The organism is Veillonellaceae bacterium (assembly GCA_025992895.1).
GTDB lineage: Bacteria > Bacillota > Negativicutes > Veillonellales > Dialisteraceae > Dialister.
In genome coordinates this window covers 783,422-805,991 of sequence record DAJPGA010000001.1, presented here as the reverse complement: position 1 = coordinate 805,991, position 22,570 = coordinate 783,422, and the positions used below count along the sequence as shown (strand labels likewise).

At 49.6% G+C, this 22,570-nt stretch carries 14 protein-coding genes; 1 reads left to right on the top strand and 13 read right to left on the bottom strand.

Features of this window, described 5'->3' with window-relative positions:
- Positions 1–779: 779 nt before the first annotated feature.
- The 10 genes from OIM03_03305 to OIM03_03260 form a co-directional block, all read right to left on the bottom strand.
- A complete protein-coding gene (locus OIM03_03305; protein ID HJI73303.1) occupies positions 780–2,267 on the bottom strand; it encodes an aldehyde dehydrogenase family protein in 1,488 nt (495 codons plus the stop codon).
- 355 nt (positions 2,268–2,622) lie between these two features.
- Complete coding sequence (locus OIM03_03300) at positions 2,623–3,882, bottom strand: S-layer homology domain-containing protein (protein ID HJI73302.1); 1,260 nt, start codon at positions 3,880–3,882, stop codon at positions 2,623–2,625.
- A 1,024-nt stretch (positions 3,883–4,906) separates the two neighbouring features.
- Positions 4,907–5,362 carry a hypothetical protein gene (locus OIM03_03295; GenBank protein ID HJI73301.1) on the bottom strand — a complete coding sequence of 152 codons (456 nt, stop codon included), beginning with the start codon at positions 5,360–5,362 and terminating at the stop codon, positions 4,907–4,909.
- Between the two features lie 29 nt (positions 5,363–5,391).
- Positions 5,392–6,237 carry an S-layer homology domain-containing protein gene (locus tag OIM03_03290; GenBank protein ID HJI73300.1) on the bottom strand — a complete coding sequence of 282 codons (846 nt, stop codon included), beginning with the start codon at positions 6,235–6,237 and terminating at the stop codon, positions 5,392–5,394.
- A gap of 643 nt (positions 6,238–6,880) precedes the next feature.
- Positions 6,881–8,146 carry an S-layer homology domain-containing protein gene (locus OIM03_03285; protein ID HJI73299.1) on the bottom strand — a complete coding sequence of 422 codons (1,266 nt, stop codon included), beginning with the start codon at positions 8,144–8,146 and terminating at the stop codon, positions 6,881–6,883.
- Between the two features lie 478 nt (positions 8,147–8,624).
- Positions 8,625–9,881: an S-layer homology domain-containing protein gene (locus OIM03_03280; protein HJI73298.1), complete on the bottom strand. Its 1,257-nt coding sequence runs from the start codon at positions 9,879–9,881 to the stop codon at positions 8,625–8,627.
- A gap of 434 nt (positions 9,882–10,315) precedes the next feature.
- Complete coding sequence (locus OIM03_03275; GenBank protein HJI73297.1) at positions 10,316–11,605, bottom strand: S-layer homology domain-containing protein; 1,290 nt, start codon at positions 11,603–11,605, stop codon at positions 10,316–10,318.
- Between the two features lie 512 nt (positions 11,606–12,117).
- Positions 12,118–14,739 (bottom strand): SMC family ATPase, encoded by a 2,622-nt coding sequence (locus tag OIM03_03270; protein HJI73296.1) that lies wholly within the window; start codon positions 14,737–14,739, stop codon positions 12,118–12,120.
- Positions 14,736–15,902, bottom strand: coding sequence for an exonuclease SbcCD subunit D (locus OIM03_03265; GenBank protein ID HJI73295.1), 1,167 nt, complete (start codon positions 15,900–15,902; stop codon positions 14,736–14,738). The genes OIM03_03270 and OIM03_03265 overlap by 4 nt, the downstream gene beginning before the upstream one ends.
- On the bottom strand, positions 15,899–16,741 hold the full coding sequence (locus tag OIM03_03260; GenBank protein ID HJI73294.1) for a deoxyribonuclease IV: 843 nt from the start codon (positions 16,739–16,741) through the stop codon (positions 15,899–15,901). The genes OIM03_03265 and OIM03_03260 overlap by 4 nt, the downstream gene beginning before the upstream one ends.
- Before the next feature lie 753 nt (positions 16,742–17,494).
- On the opposite strand from OIM03_03260, the gene OIM03_03255 reads away from it, so the two are divergent.
- Positions 17,495–19,066: an IS3 family transposase gene (locus OIM03_03255; protein HJI73293.1), complete on the top strand. Its 1,572-nt coding sequence runs from the start codon at positions 17,495–17,497 to the stop codon at positions 19,064–19,066.
- A gap of 395 nt (positions 19,067–19,461) precedes the next feature.
- Here OIM03_03255 and OIM03_03250 read toward each other — a convergent pair whose 3' ends face one another.
- From OIM03_03250 to OIM03_03240, 3 genes are all read right to left on the bottom strand, one after another.
- Positions 19,462–19,653, bottom strand: a complete 192-nt coding sequence (locus OIM03_03250) for a hypothetical protein (GenBank protein ID HJI73292.1) — start codon at positions 19,651–19,653, stop codon at positions 19,462–19,464.
- Positions 19,654–19,701: 48 nt separating this feature from the next.
- Positions 19,702–20,958, bottom strand: coding sequence for a Glu/Leu/Phe/Val dehydrogenase (locus OIM03_03245; protein ID HJI73291.1), 1,257 nt, complete (start codon positions 20,956–20,958; stop codon positions 19,702–19,704).
- Between the two features lie 215 nt (positions 20,959–21,173).
- On the bottom strand, positions 21,174–22,541 hold the full coding sequence (locus OIM03_03240) for a sodium-dependent transporter (GenBank protein HJI73290.1): 1,368 nt from the start codon (positions 22,539–22,541) through the stop codon (positions 21,174–21,176).
- Positions 22,542–22,570: the final 29 nt, after the last annotated feature.

Below are 22,570 nucleotides of genomic sequence, written 5' to 3'. Positions count from 1 at the left end.
CTTGCTGATGAATGTAAAGGAAATAAATATAATATGGGTTCTTTAATATGGGTTCTTTTATATGCGGATTTCCTTATTACGCGAGACATCCATCCATCTGATGTCTTTTCTATTATACCATATATGACATTTTTTCAACCTGAATGGGACCAGTTTTATACAATTTTTGGTATTGCAAAATTGGTTCTGCTACCCGGGGGAAAACAAGCAAACCAAGCTGCGCTTGTTGGAAAACCGTAAGACCTCGCTGTCGCGAGTGGAACCTTTTTAGATTTTAAAGTGCGATGGATACTGCACCCCTTTCTCCGGCAACAGTTAAAAGATAAGCCGGACGCCTTCCCCGCTGGGGCAGGTCAAAACCTTCCGCATCGACGAGAACGGCTATTATCAATGGCAATTTAAATGCGTTCACTATAAATGAAAACGGTAAAGTGCTCGTTCGATATTATCCATCAGAATCGAAAAAACCTGCCTCAGCGAGGAAGGATGTCACGGAGTGACAAAAAGGAGTGCAGTTTCCGAGCGAAACTCGGTTGTATAGTTTTTTTATTCGCCATACTTGGCGATTGTACGGTTTCTACATAAGCGCCTTAAACCAGCCTTCGGCTGAGGGAAATCAACCCTATCCACCGCAAGCGGTTCCCCTTCCCCGTCTGGGAAGGCGAGTATTGTGGCGAAGGCGTACCTTGGCTTTTCGCTCTGCTAAGCTCACGCAAAAAAGAAGGACCTTCGGCTGGGAAGATCCTTCTTTTTTATTTGATCCACTGATGGCTCAGGGATTATTTAATGTCGTACATACCGCTGACGCCTTCTCTGAGGTTGATCAGGATATTCTTTGTCTGGCTGTAGTGTTCGAGCATAACCTTATGGGTTTCTCTGCCGATGCCGGACTGTTTGTAGCCGCCGAATGGTGCGCCTGCCGGGAGGTCGTTGTAGGTGTTGACCCACATACGTCCGGTGCGTACAGCACGTGCTACTTTCAGAGCGGTGTCGATGTTCTTGCTGAATACTGCGCCGCTGAGGCCGTATACGCTGTCGTTTGCCAGAGCGATGACTTCGTCAGCTGTCTTGAATTTCTGTACAACGACAACTGGTCCGAAGATTTCTTCCTGGCATACGCGGCAGTCATTGTTTCCTGCGATCAGGATGGTCGGTTTCATGAAGAAGCCTTTGTCGCAGCCGTTTTCGGTGTAGCGTTCGCCGCCGGTTACGAGGGTTGCGCCTTCTTCGAGGCCGATCTTGATGTAGCTAAGGACTTTGTCCTGCTGTGCTTTGTAGATCTGAGCGCCCAGCTGGGTGGTCGGGTCGGTCGGGTCGCCGACTTTGACGCCTTCGAAGGTTGCTTTCAGATGTTTGATGAATTCATCGAAAATGCCTTCCTGAACGAAGAGGCGGGAGCCTGCGCAGCATACCTGGCCCTGGTTGAAGAGGATGCCTTTGCATGCGCCGTCGACAGCCTGTTTCAGGTCAGCGTCGTCGAATACGATGTTTGCGGATTTGCCGCCAAGTTCCAGGGTGACTGGAATCAGCTTGTCGCATGCAGCCTGGTATACGCCGCGGCCGACTTCAGTTGAGCCGGTGAATGCGAGCTTGTCGATATCCGGATGATCGAGCAGCCACTGGCCGGATTTGGAACCCTTGCCTGTGACAACGTTCAGAACGCCCTTCGGGAGAACACCCTGGATCAGACGGACGAGTTCCATCAGGGACAGGGATGTATGGGAGGACGGTTTAATAACGATGGTGTTGCCTGCTGCCAGTGCCGGAGCGAGTTTCCAGCAAGCCATGGTGAACGGGAAGTTCCACGGAATGACCTGGCCAACAACGCCGACTGGTTCATGGAGAATCAGGGACAGTGTGTTGTTGTCGAGCATGGTGGCAGAACCTTCCCAAGCTCTCAGGCATCCTGCGAAGTAACGGAAATGATCGGAACCCAGCGGAACGTCTGCTGCTGTGGTTTCACGGATCGGCTTGCCGTTGTCCAGTGTTTCCACCAGTGCGAGATGATCGAGGTTTGCGTCGATGATATCAGCGATCTTCAGAAGAATGTTCTGTCTTTCGATCGGAGAAGTCTTGGACCATTCCGGAAGAGCTGCTCTTGCTGCCTTGACAGCTGCGTCTACGTCTTCCTTGGTTGCTTCTGCGAAATATGCGAGATGTTCCCCGTTAGCCGGGTTATGTGCGTCAAATGTAGCTCCATCAGATGCGGGAACGAATTCACCGTTGATGAAAAGACCATACTGCTGCTGAATGTCTGCTTTTGCCATAAAATTACCTTCCTTTCGGTAAAATGCAGGTGTTTCCTGCCTTTCCTATAAGTGCTCCGCCGGTCATTTACGATTGGACGGTGAACCGGAGAAGGAAATTTCTTCAGCCTTTCTATACGCGGAAATAAAACCTTTCATACTGTTCGATAGTCACTTTCCGTTTTTCTACGGCTGTATTCATAGTATATCACCGTAAATAGAAATATTCAATACAATCGATATTTATTTCAATACATCTTTTATTATAATTTCCGCAAAAATAATGACATTTATTTATGAAACAGCCAATAAGTGTCTATCCCAATAAAAAAAGAAGCCCCGAAGAGCTTCCTTTTCATTGTTCTTATCCCCTTGATTAGAAGGAGTAGTTGAGGGATACGGATGCGAGATCGTCGTAGTCGCTGCCCTTGTCGGTCTTGACGTCGAATGCGTATTCGCCATGGAGACGGATGTTCTTAGCGAGTACGACATCGCCGGTAGCAAGCCAGTACTTAGCTGTGTTGACATCGCTGTCATCAGCAACAACGGATGCCGGGGAAACGTCATAAGTAACATCGTCCATGAAGGATCCTCTTTCAGCACGGACATACTGTCCAGCGATCTGGAAGGTTCCCGGTTTCTTCAGATCAACGGAGCCGTAGCCGAGGCCTGCAGTCCAGGTCTGTGGATTGCCAGCATATTCAGTATTCTTGTAGAAGTCACCGAATACGCGGAACTGATCAACGACGTTCAGTGTCAGACCAGCGCCCCAGATGCGGGCATCTGCGTCATCATGGCCGTCGATGTATTCTACATCGTAAGAAGCGATGCTGGATGCGCCGTACAGACGAGCAATGCCTGCTTCTCTGTTGTTGGTTCCGTCGGTTTCAGTTGCAGTTCCGAGAACGCCGCCGGTGAAACGGCCGTAGCCTACGTCGAGAGCGAGTTTTTCGCTGCCGATGGTAGCAATAGCGCCTTTGAATTCATCATCATATTCAAGACCAGTCTGGCCAAGAGTCAGGTCAATCTTGCCGATGTTTACAGAAGCTTTGTCGCCGAAATCATGGTGAACAATCAGCTGATCAAGGTAAGCCGGATCTTCATTGGTGTTCTTGAAGTTCATGTCGTAGCGGAGACGTCCAAGAACGTAGGTGCTGTCATTGACCTGGCCCTTGATGTTGAGCTGCATACGGCCATTCCAGCTGTCCTTAGCTTTTCCGGTCAGAACGCCGTCATCATTAGCTGCATAGTTCTGATTCATACGCATACGAGCGTTGCCGGAGAAGGAAAGATTTCCGACTTTCTTTTCGAGGTTGGAAACGCGAACACCCAGGTTTGCGAGTTCGTCAGCGTATTCACCAGCGAGTTTGTCGAGAGTTGCTCTCTGTTCAGCGTTCAGCTGATCTTCTTTAGCGAGCATACGAGCGATGATCTGAGCCATTTCGTAACGGGTAATGTTTCTTTCGCCGCGGAATGTGCCATCCGGATAGCCTTCTACGACGCCCTGGTCGGAGAGGTCTACGACTGCCTGGTAAGCCCAGTCGGACGGTGTTACATCAGAGAAAGGATTTGCAGCGTATGCGGATACGCCAGCGGAAAGTGCTGCAACAGCAGCGATTGCTAGGATCTTTTTCATATTCTTCGCTCCTTAAAAGAAATATAAGAAATAAGGTATGTCTCTTATAAGGAAGTAAAGAAGCCCGCGAGTGGCCGAGTTTCCTCTGCGCTGTCTTTTCCTTCCCACCATATGTGAGACAACATATAGTATTTTTTAAAGATACTACAAAATATTTACTCATGCAAATAAAAATGAACACTTTGTTCATCTGACCAGAAGTCACTACTGCGTAACACTCGAAAATACCGGTAAATTCAGCCTGTTCAAGAAATTTTCTTTAACACGTATTAAGGCGTTAGTCAGTCTTACAATCTGTATAATATATCCAATATTTCTTATATTTTTACAATTATTTTCTATTTCACATATAACGGAAAGAAATAAGTTTCTCCTGTTCCTTCGCTTTAGGGCAGCAGAGGCAAAAATGACGCATTTTTTGAGAACAGAATGTTAGATTTTTCGATAAGAAAAGGAACTGCGGCAAAATGTACAATCGTTCTGCTGCAGTTCCTTTTTGATGGATTATGTAATTAGGAGAAGTATATTAATTGCTGAAGAATGCGATGGATTAAGGGAGAGGAAAACCATACAACCAGCCTGAAGGCTGATGGAAATCAACCCTATCCACACTTTTTAGAAACTGCACCCCTTTCGGCCATTATGAAATACTGCAAACACTTCCATGATTTCATATTCAATCATTGGTATAATGGCCACTTCCCCCGAAGGTGGCAGCTTCACAAGGAATAAAGGAAAGAGCTCAGCTCTTATTTGTTTGAAACCTTATGTAACCCCATCCCATACGCCCTTCCCCGTCTGGGAAGGCGAGTTTAAACCAGAAAACCAGCCTGCGGCTGAAGGAAATGCAACTCATCCGAGAAATTTTAAAAAGCAAAATTTCCCACCTTCCCTTCCAGGGCAAGGTCAAGGGCATTCTTCCCCGTTTGGGAAGGCGAGTAACACCATGCAGCATCGGTACTTACGGACTTTATCGAATTTCCCCAACAAAAAAGACTCCCGAAGGAGTCTCTTTTGGGTTTTATTAGAAGGAGTAGTTGAGTTCTACGCCCCATGCGTCGTCCGGATCTTCGACAGAAGAGCCGTCGATTCCATCTGCTTTGCCTGCGAAGTTGTAGTAAGCGTCAAGTTCTACGTTCTTCTGAAGAGCTACGCCTGCACGTGCTACCCAGAACTTCACATCTGCGCCGTTAAGCAGGCCATAGTCGAGCTGATCGGTCAGGTCAAGAGCGGAGTTGCCGAGTGCATAAGAAGCGTAATCAGCATCTACATAGTGTACGCCGAGTGTCCAGGTGCCTGGTTTTTCTACGTCAACTGCGCCATAGGTAAGGCCTGCGGTCCAAAGAGCTGCATGGCCGATGTCATGATTGAAGCGGGACTGTACATAGTCGCCGTCGAGTGCGAGTTCGCCGCCGAGGTCGATGCTGGTGCCTGCCCCCCAAACGCTGACTTTAGCACCTTTGGCTTCACTATTTGCCACTCCGTTACCATTCAGTTTATGGGTTGGTTTCAGGTAGAAAGCAGAGACATCAGCGGTGTCGCCGAGGTGTCGGTCAGTTTTGCATACCAGTTTTCTGTATCTTTCTTGGATGCGTAGATGCTGGCAATATCGTCACTATCAACTGCATAGTTTTCAGCAGCGGATGTCAGGTAGCCGTAGCCTGCTTCGATGCCGAAGGAACCATTGTCCCAGCCTGCGGAAATGCCGTCGTAAATGCCGTCTTCATCCCAGAAAACGCCGGTCTGGTCAAGAGCTACGCCCTGACGGCCGATGGATACGCGGGTGGCATCATTCGGTGTCCACAGAGCGAAGATGCGGTCCATGGTGACATCCTTGTCGCCATTGTCTTTAAAGTCCATTTCGGAAACAAGACGACCGTTGACGGATACTTCGTCATTGACCTGGCCGGATACGTTGATTCTCATACGGCCTGTCCAGGAATCACTCTTTGCATTGTCAGTGTCAATGTTTCTCTGGTACTGCATACGAGCATCGCCGGACCATGCGAGGTTGCCAACTTTCTTTTCGAGGTTGGATACGCGAACACCCAGGTTTGCGAGTTCGTCAGCATATTCGCCAGCGAGTTTGTCCAGGGTTGCGCGCTGCTCAGCATTCAGCTGGTCTTCCTTAGCGAGCATGCGGGCAATGATCTGAGCCATTTCATAACGGGTGATGTTTCTTTCGCCTTTGAAGGTGCCGTCCGGATAGCCTTCAACGACGCCCTGTTCGGACAGGGATTCAACTGCCTGATACGCCCAGTCGTTTGGGGTTACATCAGAGAACGGATTGGCTGCGTATGCGGATACGCCAGCGGAAAGTGCTGCGACAGCAGCGATTGCGAGAATTTTCTTCATATTCCTGCTCCTTAAAAAATGAATGTTCTTGAAACGGAGTCATGAAGCAGGGGAATGGCCTCCGTATTCACCGCGCTTCGCTCTTCCATGCCATACGCTTTGCGTATGTTCTGCATTCAGAATACTATAAAATTTTTACATATGCAATCCTGTCCAATTTGCCAATTGCATACCTTCCTGAACCTCCCTGCCACCCGGGAGGTTACCATCTTCCAGGCCTATTTCTGCGCAAAACCCCTTTTAAATGAAAATCCATCCTTCAAAAGGCTGTCTTAAAGCATCATTTTTAAGAAAAATCATGGGTCCTGACTTCCTCCATGAAGATGAATTTTCCTAGAATCACTTTAAAGACCCTTTTTAGCCTTGATCTGCCATTTGAGGCATAGTTACACCCCCTGTTTTGGGCATAAAGTGCAAAATCAAGGCAAAATCTGCGGGAATTTACTCTGTTAAAAGGATGAAATGATAATGAGCAAATCAGCATGCTTTCTGTATTTTTCATCGAATGAAGTCATTGCTTTTACGGACAGAAGTACCGAAGCCGCTGCCAGAATCCATGGTCCGGTGCTTTCCTTTCAGGCAATAAAAAAGGAAACCTCTTTCGAGGTTTCCTTTCTTTGATTCCAGTTTCTTTGAGAAGAAATTAGAATTTGTAGTTGACGGCTGCCATCCAAGCGTCGTCTTCGTTGTTCTGACCTTCAGCGTCAACAGCGAATGCATATTCAGCATGGAGGTAAACGTTCTTCTGCAGAGCAACTTCGCCGATTGCATTCCAGAATGTTAAGTTGGAAGCTTTGCCAGTTGTCAGGTAGGACAGAACATCGGTGTTCAGGCCTGTGCCGCCGAAGTAAACGTTCTGGTCAACATCGTTGTAAGCTACGTCGAGTTTGAAGGAGCCTGGTTTCTTCAGGTTCAGTTTGCCATAGCCGAGGCCAGCGTTCCAAGCGGTATCGTTGTCACCAGCTGTGGTGTTCTTCCAGTATTCGCCGAATACGCGGAAGTCGGAAACCGGAACAGTCAGGTTAGCGCCGATCAGTTCGCTGCCAGCGAAGGTGCCTTTTTCTCCGTCGAATTTAATGTAGTCAACGCCGAGGTTAGCAACGTTGAGATCGAATCCGCCGCGAGCGAAGAATGCATCTTCATCAACGAGTGCAGCATCTGTAGTGGTTGCTTTGAGTTCGGAAGAATTGAAGCGGCCATAGCCTGCAGTCAGGTCTACTTTGTCGCCTGCATGGATGGTAGCCTGAGCTCCATCGTAGCCAGTGGAGCTGCCATACAGCCAGCCACCCTGGTCACCGAAAGCGATCGGCTGACGGCCGAGGCGAACGGTTACTGCATCACCGAAGTCATGGTTTGCATATAACTGGGTGAATTTAACAGTGGTGTCATCGCTTGTCTTGAAGTCCATTTCAGAAGTGAGCTGGCCCTGAACGTAAGTGGAGTCATTGACCTGACCCTTTACGTTGATTCTCATACGGCCATTCCAAGACTGGTCATCGCCTGTCTTTGTGCTCTTGAAAACATTATCCTGGAAGCGCATACGAGCATCGCCGGACCAGTACAGGTTGCCAACTTTCTTTTCGAGGTTGGAAACGCGAACGCCCAGGTTTGCGAGTTCGTCAGCGTATTCGCCAGCGAGTTTGTCGAGGGTTGCTCTCTGTTCAGCGTTCAGCTGATCTTCTTTAGCGAGCATACGAGCGATGATCTGAGCCATTTCATAACGGGTGATGTTTCTTTCGCCTTTGAAGGTGCCATCCGGATAGCCTTCAACGACGCCCTGTTCGGACAGGTCTACTACTGCCTGGTAAGCCCAGTCGGATGGGGTTACATCAGAGAAAGGATTTGCAGCGTATGCGGATACGCCAGCGGTGAGTGCTGCTACAGCAGCGAGTGCGAGAATTTTTTTCATGTTCTTCGCTCCTTATAAAGAAAAATGTGGAATGTCTCCCTTTTTCCCTAAGAGCTTGGGTGAAAAACGTGGCTCGAGTGACCGTGTTTCCTCTGCGTGTTTTTCTTCTTCGATCTTAAGTGACATGAATCGGAAGACTTGTTTCATGTCTAGGTTGAGAGTAACACATGAGAAAAGTTAAATCAAGTTTAAACAAATCCTCTCATTCACTTAAAGCTTTCATTTTCGCCTGAAATCTCCTAATTTTAAATTATGCAAATGATTCGCGTTTACCGCCACATGACCGAGAGTCAGCAGATTTTTCATTCCCATTTCGGCACATTTTGTCAGATTGTCCACCCGCATTCTTCTTTTGCAGCTTATAAAGAACTTCTATAAATACGATAGCCTGTTTTTATACTTTCTGCAAAAATTTTCCAATAAAAAAGAGACCTCCCGAAGGAAGTCTCTCTTAAGTTCGCTGCTGCCAGGTTCTGAATTAGAACTTGTAGTTGAGGGATACAGTCCAAGCATCCTGTTCTGGAGCAGTTACGTTGTCGCCGTCAGCAGTTACGTCGAATGCATATTCACCGTGGAGGTAAACGTTCTTCTGCAGGGTGACATCAGCGATTGCGTTCCAGAATTTAACCTTATCAGCACCCTTTGCGAAGTAGTCAAATGGGTTGGTCTGGAGTCCGGAACCACCGAAGTATACATCTTTTTCAACATTATTGTAAGCTACATCTACTTTGAAGGAGCCTGGTTTCTTCAGGTTCAGTTTGCCATAGCCGATGCCAGCGTTCCAAGCAGTATCGTTGTCGGAATCGGTTGTGGTGTTCTTCCAGTATTCACCGAATACATGGAAATCGGAAACCGGAATGGTCAGGTTAGCGCCGAGCAGTTCGCTGCCAGCATATGTGTGGGTAGCAGATTTATCGCCTACAAATTTAATGTAGTCAACGCCGAGCTTAGCAGCGTTCAGGTTAGCTGCACCGCGAGCGAAGAATGCATCTTCTGTATTATCGTTATCATAAACGCTGCCTTCTTTGTTGAAACGGCCATAACCTGTGGTTACATCAACCTTGTCTCCGAGGTGGAATGCAATCTGAGCTCCATCATAGCCAGTGGAATCGCCATACAGCCAGCCACCCTGGTCACCGAAAGCGATCGGCTGACGGCCGAGGCGGACGGTTGCAGCTTTGCCGAAGTCATGGTTAGCATACAGCTGGTTGAATGTTACATTGCCATCAGTTGTATCTTTGAACTTAACTTCGGACTGAAGCTGGCCCTGAACATAAGTGGAGTCATTGACCTGGCCCTTTACGTTGATTCTCATACGGCCATCCCAGTTATCAGCTTTTCCAGCTGCTTTATCCTGGTAACGCATACGAGCATCGCCGGACCAGTACAGGTTGCCGACCTTCTTTTCGAGGTTGGAAACGCGAACGCCCAGGTTTGCGAGTTCGTCAGCGTATTCACCTGCGAGTTTGTCGAGGGTTGCTCTCTGTTCAGCATTCAGCTGATCTTCTTTAGCGAGCATACGAGCGATGATCTGAGCCATTTCGTAACGAGTGATGTTTCTTTCGCCGCGGAAGGTGCCATCCGGATAGCCTTCAACAACGCCCTGTTCGGAGAGGTCTACCACTGCCTGGTAAGCCCAATCGGACGGGTTAACATCGGAAAAAGGATTTGCAGCGTATGCAGATACGCCAGCGGTGAGTGCTGCTACAGCAGCGAGTGCGAGAATCTTTTTCATGTTCTTCGCTCCTTTAAGAAAAAAAGATGGATTGCCTCTCTTCTTTTCAGGAGTCCAGAAACTTCCGGCTGCTCGAGTGACCGTGTTTCCTCTGCGCAGATGCTTCCTTCATCCGTCCGATATGATCGAAAGGCGTACTCATATCTGTATTCAGGTTACTACGAACAATTTGCATATGCAACAATATAGCGAGGTTCTATAAGCCAAATTCGCTTATTTACGGCTGTTATAAACTCTGTGCTCCTTTTTGTTCCGTTTCTCTCCGCCTTATTCTATTTTTCTTAGTATCTAATCACATTTCTTTATATCTCTTCGTTTCCTATTTCCCTTAACTCCAGGGCAGTAAAATGATAAAAATGAAATCCAGGCAGCAAAAAGAAAGGAAACCCCTTTCGAGGTTTCCTTTCTTTGATTCCAGTTTCTTGGAGAAGAAATTAGAACTTGTAGTTGAGGGATACGGTCCAAGCGTCCTGTTCCGGTTTTGTGGTCTGATCAGCAGATACGTCGAATGCATATTCACCATGGAGGTAAACATTCTTCTGCAGAGTTACGTCAGCGATTGCATTCCAGAATGTTACGTTGGAAGCCTTGCCAGTGGTCAGGTAGGACAGAACATTGGTCTGCAGGCCGGATCCACCGAAGTAGATGTCCTGATCAACATCATTGTAAGCTACATCGACTTTGAAGGAACCTGGTTTCTTCAGGTTCAGTTTGCCGTAGCCGATACCTGCGTTCCAAGCGGTATCATTGTCAGAATCAGTTGTAGTGTTCTTCCAGTATTCACCGAATACACGGAAGTCAGAAACCGGAATGGTCAGGTTAGCACCGAGCAATTCATTGCTTGCAAACTTACCTTCGTCGCCATCAAATTTAATGTAGTCAACACCGAGGTTAGCAACGTTCAGGTCAGCAGCGCCGCGAACGAAGAATGCATCTTCATCGGTAACGCCAGCTTCTGTGATGGTTGTCTTTCCGGTAGTAGAGTCAAAGCTTGTTGAATTAGTAATATCGGACTTGTTGAAGCGGCCATAACCTGTGGTTACGTCAACTTTCTGTCCAAGATGGAATGCTACCTGAGCGCCATCATAGCCCTTCTGATCTCCATAGAGCCAGCCACCCTGGTTACCGAAAACAATTGGCTGACGACCAAGGCGAACAGTTGCTACGTTGCCGAAGTCATGGTTTGCATACAACTGGTTAAATGTAACGTCTGTATCATCGCTGGTCTTAAAGTTAAGTTCAGAATCGAGCTGGCCCTGTACGTAAGTGGAGTCATTGACCTGACCCTTTACGTTGATTCTCATACGGCCGTTCCAGCCATCTTCCTTACCAACTGCGTTGTCCTGATAACGCATACGAGCATCGCCGGACCAGTACAGGTTGCCAACTTTCTTTTCGAGGTTGGATACGCGAACGCCCAGGTTTGCAAGTTCGTCAGCGTATTCGCCAGCGAGTTTGTCGAGGGTTGCTCTCTGTTCAGCGTTCAGCTGATCTTCCTTAGCGAGCATGCGGGCAATGATCTGAGCCATTTCATAACGGGTGATGTTTCTTTCGCCCTTGAAGGTGCCATCCGGATAACCTTCAACGACGCCCTGTTCGGACAGGTCTTCAACTGCCTGATAAGCCCAGTCGTTCGGGGTTACATCAGAGAATGGATTTGCAGCGTATGCAGATACGCCAGCTGTGAGTGCTGCTACTGCAGCAATTGCGAGAACCTTTTTCATGTTTCATCGCTCCTTTAATAGAAAATATAGAGAAATATGCGTGCCTCTATTTTTCCTCGGAGGAGCTCCGACTAGGACCTTGCGCGAGTGACCGTGTTTCCTCTGCTGTCTTTCATCTTTGCTTTCCCAAGGGACATGACCTTGAGGCTTCCTTCATGTCTGTGGTTAGCTTAACACGGACGCAAAGTTAAATCAAGTTTAAACTATTGATAAACCTTTATGATATGCATGAGACTTTTGGTTATTTGTAAAACATTCGGTAGAATCAGTTTTATACTGAGTTATCACAATCATTCCCATTAACTCCCGCATGACCGACCATAAGTCATTTTCAGCATTTTTATATTTTTGACTATCGGTCATATATGAGCGGCGTGCCGGCCTTGGGAGAATATAGATAAGTTTTATGAACTTATGGGTGTCGATATCGGAATAAAAAAAGGACTGTCAAAATGTGCAGGCATTTCGACAGTCCTTTTTCCTATATATTATATTCTTTTATCCTTACTTCCTCAGTCGATGATCTCGAATTCTGCTTTGCTGCCTTTTTCTGCGGGTGTGACACGCAGGCGTGCGTCTATGCGTTCTTCGAGTTCGGGGACGTGAGAAATGATGCCTACCATGCGGCCTGTGTTCTGGAGGTCGATGAGTGTATTCATGGCGCTGTTCAGGGAGTCGGGGTCGAGGGTGCCGAAGCCTTCGTCAATGAACATGGTATCAAGACGGACGCCGCCCTGCCTGGACTGGACAACGTCGGCAAGGCCAAGAGCCAGAGACAGGGATGCCAGGAAGGTTTCTCCGCCGGAAAGGGTATTGGCTGGTCTTGACCGTCCTGTGAAGCTGTCGGAGACCTCCAAGGAGAGTCCGCCCTTCCCCAGTCCGCTTTCATCCGTCATGCGGTGGAGGGAGTATCTCCTCCGGCTCATGGAGAGAAGACGGAGGTTTGCGGCATTGGCCACGTCGTCAAGGAGTGTGCCAAGGACGTATCTTTCCAGCGTGATTCTTGTCTTCTTTCCGCTTGTGAGGTCATAAAGGCCTCTTATAAGGCCTTCTTCCTTGCGGAGGTCTTCCAGTTCCTTCTCGATAGCTCTGGCGTCTGAGACGGCTTTTTGGAGCGTTTCTGTGCGTTCCTTGAGGGCAGCTGCTCTTTCGGAGGCTTTCTTGAGCTGATCCTGAAGCGCTTTGGACTTTTCATTCAGCGCCTGCATGTCAGGACGCTCTTTCCCTGCGGTTGCCTGCTCTTCTGCTTTGATTCTTTCTTCTGTGCTCTTCCTGTCCGCGCGGTACTGTTCCAGTGTCTTACGGACACTTTCTTCCGTGTCTTTCTTTTTATACCATTCTTTGCATTCGTCAAGACTCTTGAAACCGGCCTTGTTGGAAGCTGCCTTCAGGACGGATTCTGTTTCCTTATATTTTTTCACGAGCTCTTCTCTGCGCTCTTCGGCATTCCTGCATGCTGCCTCGCTGGCAGAGAGGTCAGCTCCTGCTTTCCTCAGCTGAGCGGCCGCTGTTTCCTTGTCCTGTTCCCATTTTCTGATACCCGCCAGAAGGCGCGTACTTTCCATTTCAAGATATTTGGGATCCCTGTATGCTTCTGGGATTTCTTCAAGAGTCTTCATCTGGGCATCGGCTTTCGCGTGATCGCTCACGGCTTTCGCATAGGCGCCTGTGCTGTGCTTTTCCTTGGCATCATTGGCTCTGTCATAAGCGGCTGATGCTCTTTCGTATTCCTTCTGCGCACGTTCGACGTCTTCTGCCTTTGCTACATTGTCTCCGCCACGGGCCGGGGCCGGATGGTGGACGGCACCGCAGACAGGGCATGGCACTCCGTCTGCGAGTCCTTCCGCTAGAAGGAATGCCTGTCCATCGATATAGGATTTCCTGACAGCATCTGCCTTCTCCTTCTGCTCATCCCTTGCCTTCCTCGCCGCTTCGGCAGAAGCCTGGAGGCGCTTTGTTTCCTCTTCTGCTCTGGCTAATGCGTTTTTCGCGTTTTTAAGCGCCTGGACGGCTGCCCCGTACAACTTTGCCTTGGGCACCAAGTCCTGCATTTTAAGGGCCGTTTTACGCTCTTCTTCGCACTTTTCTTTCATGGCGTCCAGCTCTTGGATGCGTTTTTCAAGCGTTTCATTCAGCCTTGCATACGTTTCCATATCCGCCTTGGCTGTCTTGAGTTTCTGTGCCTCCTGCCTGCCTTCCCGGGTGATGCCATCCAGCTGGTCGAAGTAAGGCGCAAGCTCCCGGGCGCTCCGGATCAGGGAAAGGGATGCTTCCATTTCCTTCATGCGTCCTTCTTCATTCTTAAGGGCTGCATCCTGCTTCAATGCTTTGTCAAGCTCCGTGAAATGGCCCATAAGGGCGGTTTCCTTCTGGTAGACTTCGCGGAATTCATTGCTTTCCTTTTCCTGCTTCCGGGTCGTTTCCACAGCTTCCTGCAGTGATTTCTCCGCTTCTTCCACGATCGAGGCGAGCTGCTTTTCGTCTGCGGCGCCGGCGGTGCTGAGGATCTGGTCTTCTCTTGTCTGCTTTTCCATTTTCTCGCGGACTTTCGCATCGAGCCTGTCTTTCAGCCTGTCCTTGAATTCGGAGAAGCGCTGCGTCTTGAAGAGCTGCTTTAAGATGGCTTCTCTTTCATCGGCCTTTGCTACGAGGAGTTTTCTGAAATCGCCCTGCGGAAGGAGGATGACCTGGCAGAACTGGTCAGCATTGAGCCCGATGAGTTTCCCTGCGGCCTCTTCAATGCCTGTACGGAGGGTATTGATTTCCTTGCCGTCCTGAAGTTCGGAAAGGGACGCCTGCATGGCGGCCAGTGTCTGTCCGCTGCCGCGTTTCTTATCGACCATCTGCGCCGGGCTTCTCGTTGCGCGGTATGTCTTGTCCCCCAGCATGAAATCGAAGATGACTTCTGTCCTTTCTGAGGAATCGGCATAGTCGCTTCTCATTTTCTCGCCTGTCCTGTCGCCGCTCGTCTTGCCGTAAAGGGCATAGCACATGGCATCCAGGATCGTCGTCTTTCCTGCTCCGGTCGGGCCGCAGATGAGGAAGAGATGGCGTCCCTGCAGTTTTTCGAAGTCGATGACGGTCTCGCCCGCATAGGGACCGAAGGCACGCATCGTCAGTTTCAAAGGTTTCATTTTGCGTTTTCCTTCCTGTATACCTCTTCCCAGACCTCCTGAGAAAGCTTTTCTTCTTCTTCTGTCAGTTCCTGCTCACGGAAATGGCTGACAAAGGCGCGGAAAATGTCTTCGTCGCTCATGGATTCGAAGCGGATCCTTCTTTCGCCGTCATCGTCCTTGTATCCCATGTCCTGCTCGACGCCAAGGGCATTCGGGTACTTCTCGCGCAGCTTTGGCATGGCATCGATGACGGGCTCGGAGTCGGTCAATACGATCTGCAGGTAGTCTTCCGAGCCTTCTTTGGCCATGATGTCTGCAAAGGAGCCCTGGATTTCGCGTACCTGATGGAGGGGCAGCATTTCGCGGAACGTGGTAGAAACATTTCCTTCCCCGTCAATCCTTCCTACGATGATGCCTTTCTTCTGGCGCACCTCGTCGAAGGAGTAGCGCATGAGGCTTCCGCTGTACTGAATCTTCTCGGAATCCCTCTTCGTCTTCTGCGGACGGTGGAGATGGCCGAGCGCGGTGTAGTCGTAAGGCGCAAAGACTTCATCAGGAATCTGGTCGTAGCCGCCGATCGAGAGCGGTCTTTCGGATTCCGACGACATGCCGCCAGCTGCATAGACGTGGGCAAGAGCGATTTTCCTCATGCCTTTTCCTTCATCGGGAAGGAGGGAAAGCATGCGGGCGGAGAGCACTTTTTCTGCCTCTTCATATGTCTTCACCTTTTCCGCTTCTTCCATGCCGAGCTTGTTCATCATGACGCGCACGCGGGCGGGTTCGGAATACGGCATCGGAAGGAAGGCGACGGGGCCCCATTCATCCTTCAGGATGACAGGAGAAAGCCTGTCGAGCGGCCCGAAGATGTAGAGCCCCTGCGAGCGGAGAAGACGGCTTGCCACGGCGAGACGCTCGGCGCTGTCGTGGTTCCCGCTGATGACGATGAAGGGAATCCCTCTCTTTCCGACGATTTCCTCTGTCATGCGGTCAAAGAGCTCGACGGCATCTTCCGGAGGAAATGAACGGTCATAGACGTCCCCGGCCAGAAGAATCACGTCCGGCTTTTCTTCGTCGACAATCGGCAGGAAACGGTTTTCCAAAAGCCATGCCTGATCTTCTGTCATGGAGTGTTCCTTCAGGAGTTTCCCCAGGTGCCAGTCGGCTGTGTGAATGAATTTCATGCGTCCTCCTTCCGAAGGCTTCTCAGCAGCGCGATTTCACGCTTGTAGCCTTCCAAGTCATTCGGTGTTTCAAGGTAGAAGGGAAGATTTCTGAGAAGCGGATGATTGATGATCCTTTCCATCCCTTCGATCCCAATCGTCCCTTCGCCGATTTTTTCATGACGGTCCTTGTGGCTTCCCATCGGATTCTTGTCGTCATTCAGGTGAACGGCCTTCAGGCGGTTAAGCCCGATGACTTCATCGAAATGGGCCAGAACGCCGTCGGTATCGTTTGCGATGTCGTAACCGCCATCATAGACGTGGCAGGTGTCGAGGCACACGCCCATGCGCTCCTTGCGCTCGACTTTGTCGATAATCGCGGCGAGCTCCTCAAACGTGCGTCCGACTTCCGTCCCCTTCCCTGCCATGGTTTCAAGCAGGACAAACGGCGGCAGCTCCTCCTGATCCATGGCGTAATTCAGCATGTCTGCAATCATGGGAATCGCAACTTCTGCGCCCTGTTTCAAGTGGGAACCCGGATGGAAATTGTAGAGGCAGTTCGGCAGGTGTGCCGCTTTGGCCAGATCCTCGCGGAGTGCCGTGCGGGCAAACTCACGCACCGATTCCTTCGTGGAGCAGCCGTTCATCGTGTAAGCCCCATGGCAGAGAATCGGTCCGAAATCATGCTCCTCCATCCACGCCTTCAGTGCGAGCGCATCCGCTTCCTTCACGGGAGCAGACTGGCTGCCGCGCGGGTTCCGCGGGAAGAACTGAAACGTATTTCCGCCGATCGAAGTGGCCGTCTTTCCCATGGAAAGATACCCGCCCGTGACGGATAAATGGCATCCAAGTATAAACATAAAGTCCTTCTTTCTATTTAAATCCATTCCAATACTCAATTCCCTTTCATTATAGCATGAGGAAATTTGTGGACGGAGGGAGGGGGGAAAGATGGGAAGCGTGAGAAAAGATGAGAAAACCTTAAAACCAGCCTGCGGCTGAGGGAAATCAACCCTATCCACCGCGTTCCGCGGTCCCCCTTCCCCGTCTGGGAAGGCGAGTATAAACCGGACAACCAGCCTCCGGCTGAGGAAAACATGATAAAACCATACAGCCGCCTTACAGGCTGGGAAATGAACCTCCTCAGGCGCAATGCGCGCCAGCTCCCCCTACGGGGCGAGCTCTGACACCCTTAAACCTCGCGTTGCTCGTGGAAAAAGAAAACCTTAAAACCTCGCTGCGCTCGTGGAACCTTTTTATAAAACCCAATGAATAATCAACCCTATCCGCCCGGCATCAGAATCTGAGACCGGGCACCTTCCCCGTCTGGGAAGGCGAGTATAAACCGGACAACCAGCCTGAAGGCTGAGGGAAATGAACCTCCTCAGGCGCATGCGCGCCAGCTCCCCCTACGGGGCGAGCTCTGACACCCTTAAACCTCGCGTTGCTCGTGGAAAAAGAAAACCATACGACCTCGCTGCGCTCGGGAACTACTGTATTCCCGGTCTCCGACCGGACCTTTGGTATGATTCAACAAGAAAGACAGAATAATATCATAAATATATTAGGAGGTCATTCTTATGCCATGTAAAACCAAAGCGTCCCCGGAGGAAATGTTAGACCAGATTGCTTCATATCTCTATCAGGGTGTTACGATTACCCAGGCAGCTGAAAATCTTCATATGAGCCGCATAACATTCAGGAAATGGGTCCTCCGGTATAAAGAGGAGGGCTTTAAGGGATTGCGGCCCAGGCAGCATTTGTCTTACTACTCCAATCAGATGAAGATCCAGGCCGTAAAGGAATATCTTAAAGGCGGTGTTTCCATGCTTTCCGTCTGTGCCAAATACAGAATTTCCGGCACACTCTCCCTTAAAACATGGATTGAGGCGTATAATGAGCATAAGTTGACAGACCTCGTTTCTGAAGGAGGAGATCTTATGGGCAAACGCCAGCAATCGGTCAAGGAAGAGCGAGTCAGAATCGTTCAGGAGTGCATCGCCAGTGGATGCGATTATAACAAGATAGCCAAGAAGTACAACATGTCCTACCAAACGCTCTACACATGGGTAAAAAAGTTCAAGGAAATGGGCGAAGTTGGTCTTGAGGATTACAGAGGAAAGCCGATCAGGCTCCAAACGCCCCGGACCGAAGAAGAACAGCTGCGTCAGGAGAATGCCAGACTTCTTGAAGAACAGAAGGATCTTATAGCAGAGATTGCCCTGCTAAAAAAAAAAGATGGAGATAGAGGAAAGGTTGCGTTCCTCGAAGGATTCAGCCTTACTCACCTTCTCAGAGATTTTAAAGCCATAAAAGAAGTCCATGAAGAAACCAACATCTCCATAGAAAGTCTCTGCCGACTCTCAAAGGTCTCCCGGGCAGCTTATTACGGATGGCTGAATCATATTAAGAGCGGCCGTGAACTGCTGAGAGAAAAGGTCGCACAGGAGGTCATGAAAACCCATCAGGAATATCCGGATATGGGATACCGCCGGATTAACGATTGGATCAAGAAGGATGACAACATCAATATAAATGTAAGCGACAGTCTGGTTCTTCGTATCATGCGGATACTTAATATTAAGTCCGTGATCAAGTACAAGACCGATGGTTGCACTCGTAACGCAAAGGATCCAAAGTACATTTTTGAAAACCTGCTGAACCGTGACTTTGATGCCGGCGTGTCCAATGCAAGATGGATGACGGATGTCACTGAATTCAAGTACACAACTGCTGATGGAGTTTTGCACAAGTTATATTTAAGCGCGATTATTGACGGCCATGATCGCCGGATTGTCTCTTATGTCATCGGCGACAGGAACAATACTGCACTGGCTTTTGAGACAATGGAAAAGGCACTTAAAGAGAATCCTGGAGAACATCCAATGATTCATACCGACCGCGGATTCCAGTATACAAGCAACGGATTCCATAAGATTGTTGAAAAAGCAGGACTGGTTCACAGCATGTCCCGTGTAGGCTGCTGTGCAGACAACGGTCTGATGGAAGGGTTCTGGGGAATGCTGAAGCGCGAACGTTACTACACACGTAAATTCACCAGCCGTAAAGCAGTGGTAAGCATGATCAACGGCTACATCTACTTCTACAACAACAAACGCATTCAGCGCAAATTACATCTTTTAGCTCCAATGGAAGTATTCAACGCAGCTCCAATGGCTGCATGATTAAGATTAAAGTACGATTAGATTTTTTATGATATTTATTTGTCTGTATTAACAAATCCGCACCACCTTCTCCTTCGGAGCAAGGTCAACACCCTTAAACCTCACTTCGTTCGAAAGAACACCATACATCCTCGCTTCGCTCGAAGGAACTGCACTCCTTTCACCAGCGTCAGTATAAGGATAGGCTGGATCCACCTCGATGGGCAGGTTTTCTCGATTCTGATGGATATTATCGAACGAACACCTTACCGTTTTCATTTACGGTTCGTATTTAAATCACTACTGATAACATAGGTAAGCGCCGGTGCGGAAGGTTTTGACCTGCCCCAGCGGGGAAGGCGTCCGGCCAATCTTTTAACTGTTGCCGGAGAAAGGGGTGTAGTATTCATTGATTTTTATAAAAAGGTTCCACGAGCGAAGCGAGGTTTGCTTGTTTTCCCTTTCGCGCTTCGCCGCGGTTGTTCGGTTTCTATATAAGAGCCTTCTTTTTTATCTTTTTTAAACAGAAGGCGTACCTTGTTATTTCCTGCGCTGCGGCGAAGGCGTGCCATGCCCTTTTCTGCATCAAAAAACAGGAGCCGCGCCAAAATGATTGCTCACTTTGTCACAACTCCTGTCTGTATTTCCACTATAACTTATCCTAAGAAGCCTCTGAGTTTCTGGGCTGCCATGACTCTCTGGAGTGCGAGCATGTAGGAGGCGAGGCGGTAGGTGACGTGGTATTTTTCTTTGAGGGCATAGACGTCTTCGTATGCTTCTCTCATCTTTTTCTGAAGACGGGCGTTGTATTCGTCTTCGGTCCAGTAGTAGCCTGTACGGTTCTGGACCCATTCGAAGTAGGAGCCTACGACGCCGCCGACGTTGCTCATGACGTCCGGGAGGACTTCGATGTTGTGTTCTTCGAAGTATTTGTCTGCTGTTTCATCGGTCGGGCCGTTTGCGCCTTCGAGGATGAGTTTTGCTTTTACTTTTTCCATGGTGGATGCGTTCAGCTGGTTTTCCATAGCTGCTGCAAAGATGACGTCGACGTCCTGGGCGAAGAGTTCGCTGTCAGGGATGAAGGATGCGCCTTCTTCTGTGTAGCCTTTGAGGGATCTGCCGTGGCTGTTGGCATAAACGTACATGGCTTCGATGTCGAGGCCATTCGGGTTCTTCCATGTGCCGTTGATATCGCCGACTGCAATGATCTTGACGCCTTCTTTATGCATGAGGAGGGAGCCTACGGAGCCTACGTTGCCGAAGCCCTGTACGACCATGGTGAGGTCTTTCATTTCTCTATGGTTCTTTTCGCACCAGGTCTCGAGTGTGAAGAGAAGGCCGCGGCCGGTGGCTTCGTTTCTGCCGAGGGATCCGCCGACTTCGAGGGGTTTGCCGGTAACGACGCCTGGCTGCCATTTGCCGGAAAGGGCTGCGTATTCGTCAGCGATCCATGCCATGATCTGGCCATTGGTGTTGACGTCCGGCGCCGGTACGTCCTGGTCTGGTCCGATGATCGGATAAATGCGGCGTACGTACATGCGTGTCAGTCTTTCGAGTTCACGCTTTGACAGTTTATGCGGGTCGACTTTGATGCCGCCTTTGGCACCGCCGTAAGGGATGTTGCCGATAGCGTTCTTGATTGTCATCCATGCTGCGAGGGCTTTGACTTCGTTTTCATCGGACTGCGGATGGAAACGGATGCCGCCTTTTGCTGCGCCGCGTGCTGTGGAGTGCTGTACGCGGTAGCCGGAGAATACTTCTACATGGCCGTCATCCATGGTGACCGGGATGCTGACTGTCAGCTCGCGTTCCGGATAACGGACGAATTCATAATCATTTCTCGGGCAGCCAAGTACTTCTGCTGCCTTATCCAATACATGAAGCATATTTTCATACGGATTGTAACCTGCCATGATCAAGCCTCCAAGAAGAAATGGGATACGAATTCCAATAAGTGGACTCTATATCCTGAAACTTATGGTTTTACTATACCACTTTTCTTCCTGTTTGAGAAGATAATTGCATACATGAATGAGTATTCAGCATAGGTTATATTTTAAGTCATGCTTTATTTGGCAAATAAAAACGGCGCCGGAGCGCCGTTGATGATTTTATTTCCTCTCTCCTCTTAGATCAGTCCTCTGATTAATACGAAGAGGATGAGGAGCGGGAGTACGTAGCAGAAGTAAGGGCGGATCCAGCGGGGCATTTTCATGCCTGTGCCGGTGTTGACTTCTTTTAAGTACTTGTCAAAGCCCCAGCCGTACTTGGATACGCAGAAGAGGGCGAAGATGATGGAGCCGAGCGGAAGGATGAGTCCGCTGACGAGGAAGTCTTCCATGTCGAGGATGCCTTTTCCTGCGATCTGCACGTCGGACCATACATTGAAGCCGAGTGCGCAGGGAATACTGCCCAGGAATACGAAGGGCAGAAGTACGAGGACTGTCTTCTTTCTGCTCCAGCCGAAGTCGTCCATGCAGTTGCCGATGAGGCTTTCGAAAACGGCTGTGACGGTGGAGAAGCTGGCGAATGTCATGAAGACGAAGAAGAGGGATCCCCAGAATTGTCCGAAGGACATGTTGATGAATACGTTTGGCAGTGTAACGAAGATGAGGGACGGGCCTTCGGATGGTTCTACGCCGAATGCGGAGCATGCCGGGAAGATAATGAGGCCTGCCATCAGGGCTACGAATGTATCAAGCGCGGTGATTCTGACTGCTTCGCCGCCCAGAGTGTTGTTGCGGCTCATGTAGCTGGCGAAGATTTCCATGGAGCCCTGGCCGACGGAAAGTGTGAAGAATGCCTGGCTCATCGCAGCGGCTGCCACGTTTCCAATGCCTGCTTCGACGGCGCGGTTCCAGTCAGGAAGAAGGTAGAATTCGACGCCTTTGGCGCTTCCCGGAAGGAGAAGGCTGTTCACGGCGAGGATGACGATGAGCCCCAGGAGGCCGAGCATCATGACTTTTGTGACTTTTTCAAGGCTCTTGGCAACGCCGCCTGCGCAGACGGCAAAGCCGACGAGGACGTTCAGTCCCATGAAGAATATGAGTTCATAAGGATCAGCGACCATGGCATCGAATGTGGCTGCGACTTTCTCAGGCCCCATGCCATTGAAGGATCCGTTCAGGAATTTCCAGAAGTAGTCGACCATCCAGCCGGATACGACGGTGTAGTAAATCATGAGGACGAAGCTGCCCAGAAGGCAGATCCACCCGTGCCAGTGCCATTTGCTGCCTTTCGGCTCCAGTGTTTTGAAGCCCATCATGGCGCTCTTGTGGCTGGCGCGTCCGACGGCCAATTCCATCGTGACGACAGGTATCCCCAGTATTAAAAGGAATAACAGGTAAAACAATACGAACACGGCCCCGCCGTACTCCCCGGTGATGTACGGGAATTTCCATACGTTCCCGATACCGATGGCGCATCCGGCGCTGACCAGAATAAATCCCAGGCGGGATTTGAAACTGTCTCTTTCTTCCATTCTTCTTTCCTCCATTTTTTCTTTTCCGGATTTTCCGGTCCGCT

What these genes read in the sequence shown, in the direction of transcription:
- OIM03_03290 (HJI73300.1), bottom strand. Translation starts at nt 6,237, where the DNA reads ATGAAGAAAATTCTCGCAATCGCTGCTGTCGCAGCACTTTCCGCTGGC.
- OIM03_03270 (HJI73296.1), bottom strand. Translation starts at nt 14,739, where the DNA reads ATGAAACCTTTGAAACTGACGATGCGTGCCTTCGGTCCCTATGCGGGC.
- OIM03_03280 (HJI73298.1), bottom strand. Translation starts at nt 9,881, where the DNA reads ATGAAAAAGATTCTCGCACTCGCTGCTGTAGCAGCACTCACCGCTGGC.
- OIM03_03275 (HJI73297.1), bottom strand. Translation starts at nt 11,605, where the DNA reads ATGAAAAAGGTTCTCGCAATTGCTGCAGTAGCAGCACTCACAGCTGGC.
- OIM03_03245 (HJI73291.1), bottom strand. Translation starts at nt 20,958, where the DNA reads ATGGCAGGTTACAATCCGTATGAAAATATGCTTCATGTATTGGATAAG.
- OIM03_03260 (HJI73294.1), bottom strand. Translation starts at nt 16,741, where the DNA reads ATGTTTATACTTGGATGCCATTTATCCGTCACGGGCGGGTATCTTTCC.
- OIM03_03305 (HJI73303.1), bottom strand. Translation starts at nt 2,267, where the DNA reads ATGGCAAAAGCAGACATTCAGCAGCAGTATGGTCTTTTCATCAACGGT.
- OIM03_03300 (HJI73302.1), bottom strand. Translation starts at nt 3,882, where the DNA reads ATGAAAAAGATCCTAGCAATCGCTGCTGTTGCAGCACTTTCCGCTGGC.
- OIM03_03255 (HJI73293.1), top strand. Translation starts at nt 17,495, where the DNA reads ATGTTAGACCAGATTGCTTCATATCTCTATCAGGGTGTTACGATTACC.
- OIM03_03265 (HJI73295.1), bottom strand. Translation starts at nt 15,902, where the DNA reads ATGAAATTCATTCACACAGCCGACTGGCACCTGGGGAAACTCCTGAAG.
- OIM03_03285 (HJI73299.1), bottom strand. Translation starts at nt 8,146, where the DNA reads ATGAAAAAAATTCTCGCACTCGCTGCTGTAGCAGCACTCACCGCTGGC.
- OIM03_03240 (HJI73290.1), bottom strand. Translation starts at nt 22,541, where the DNA reads ATGGAGGAAAGAAGAATGGAAGAAAGAGACAGTTTCAAATCCCGCCTG.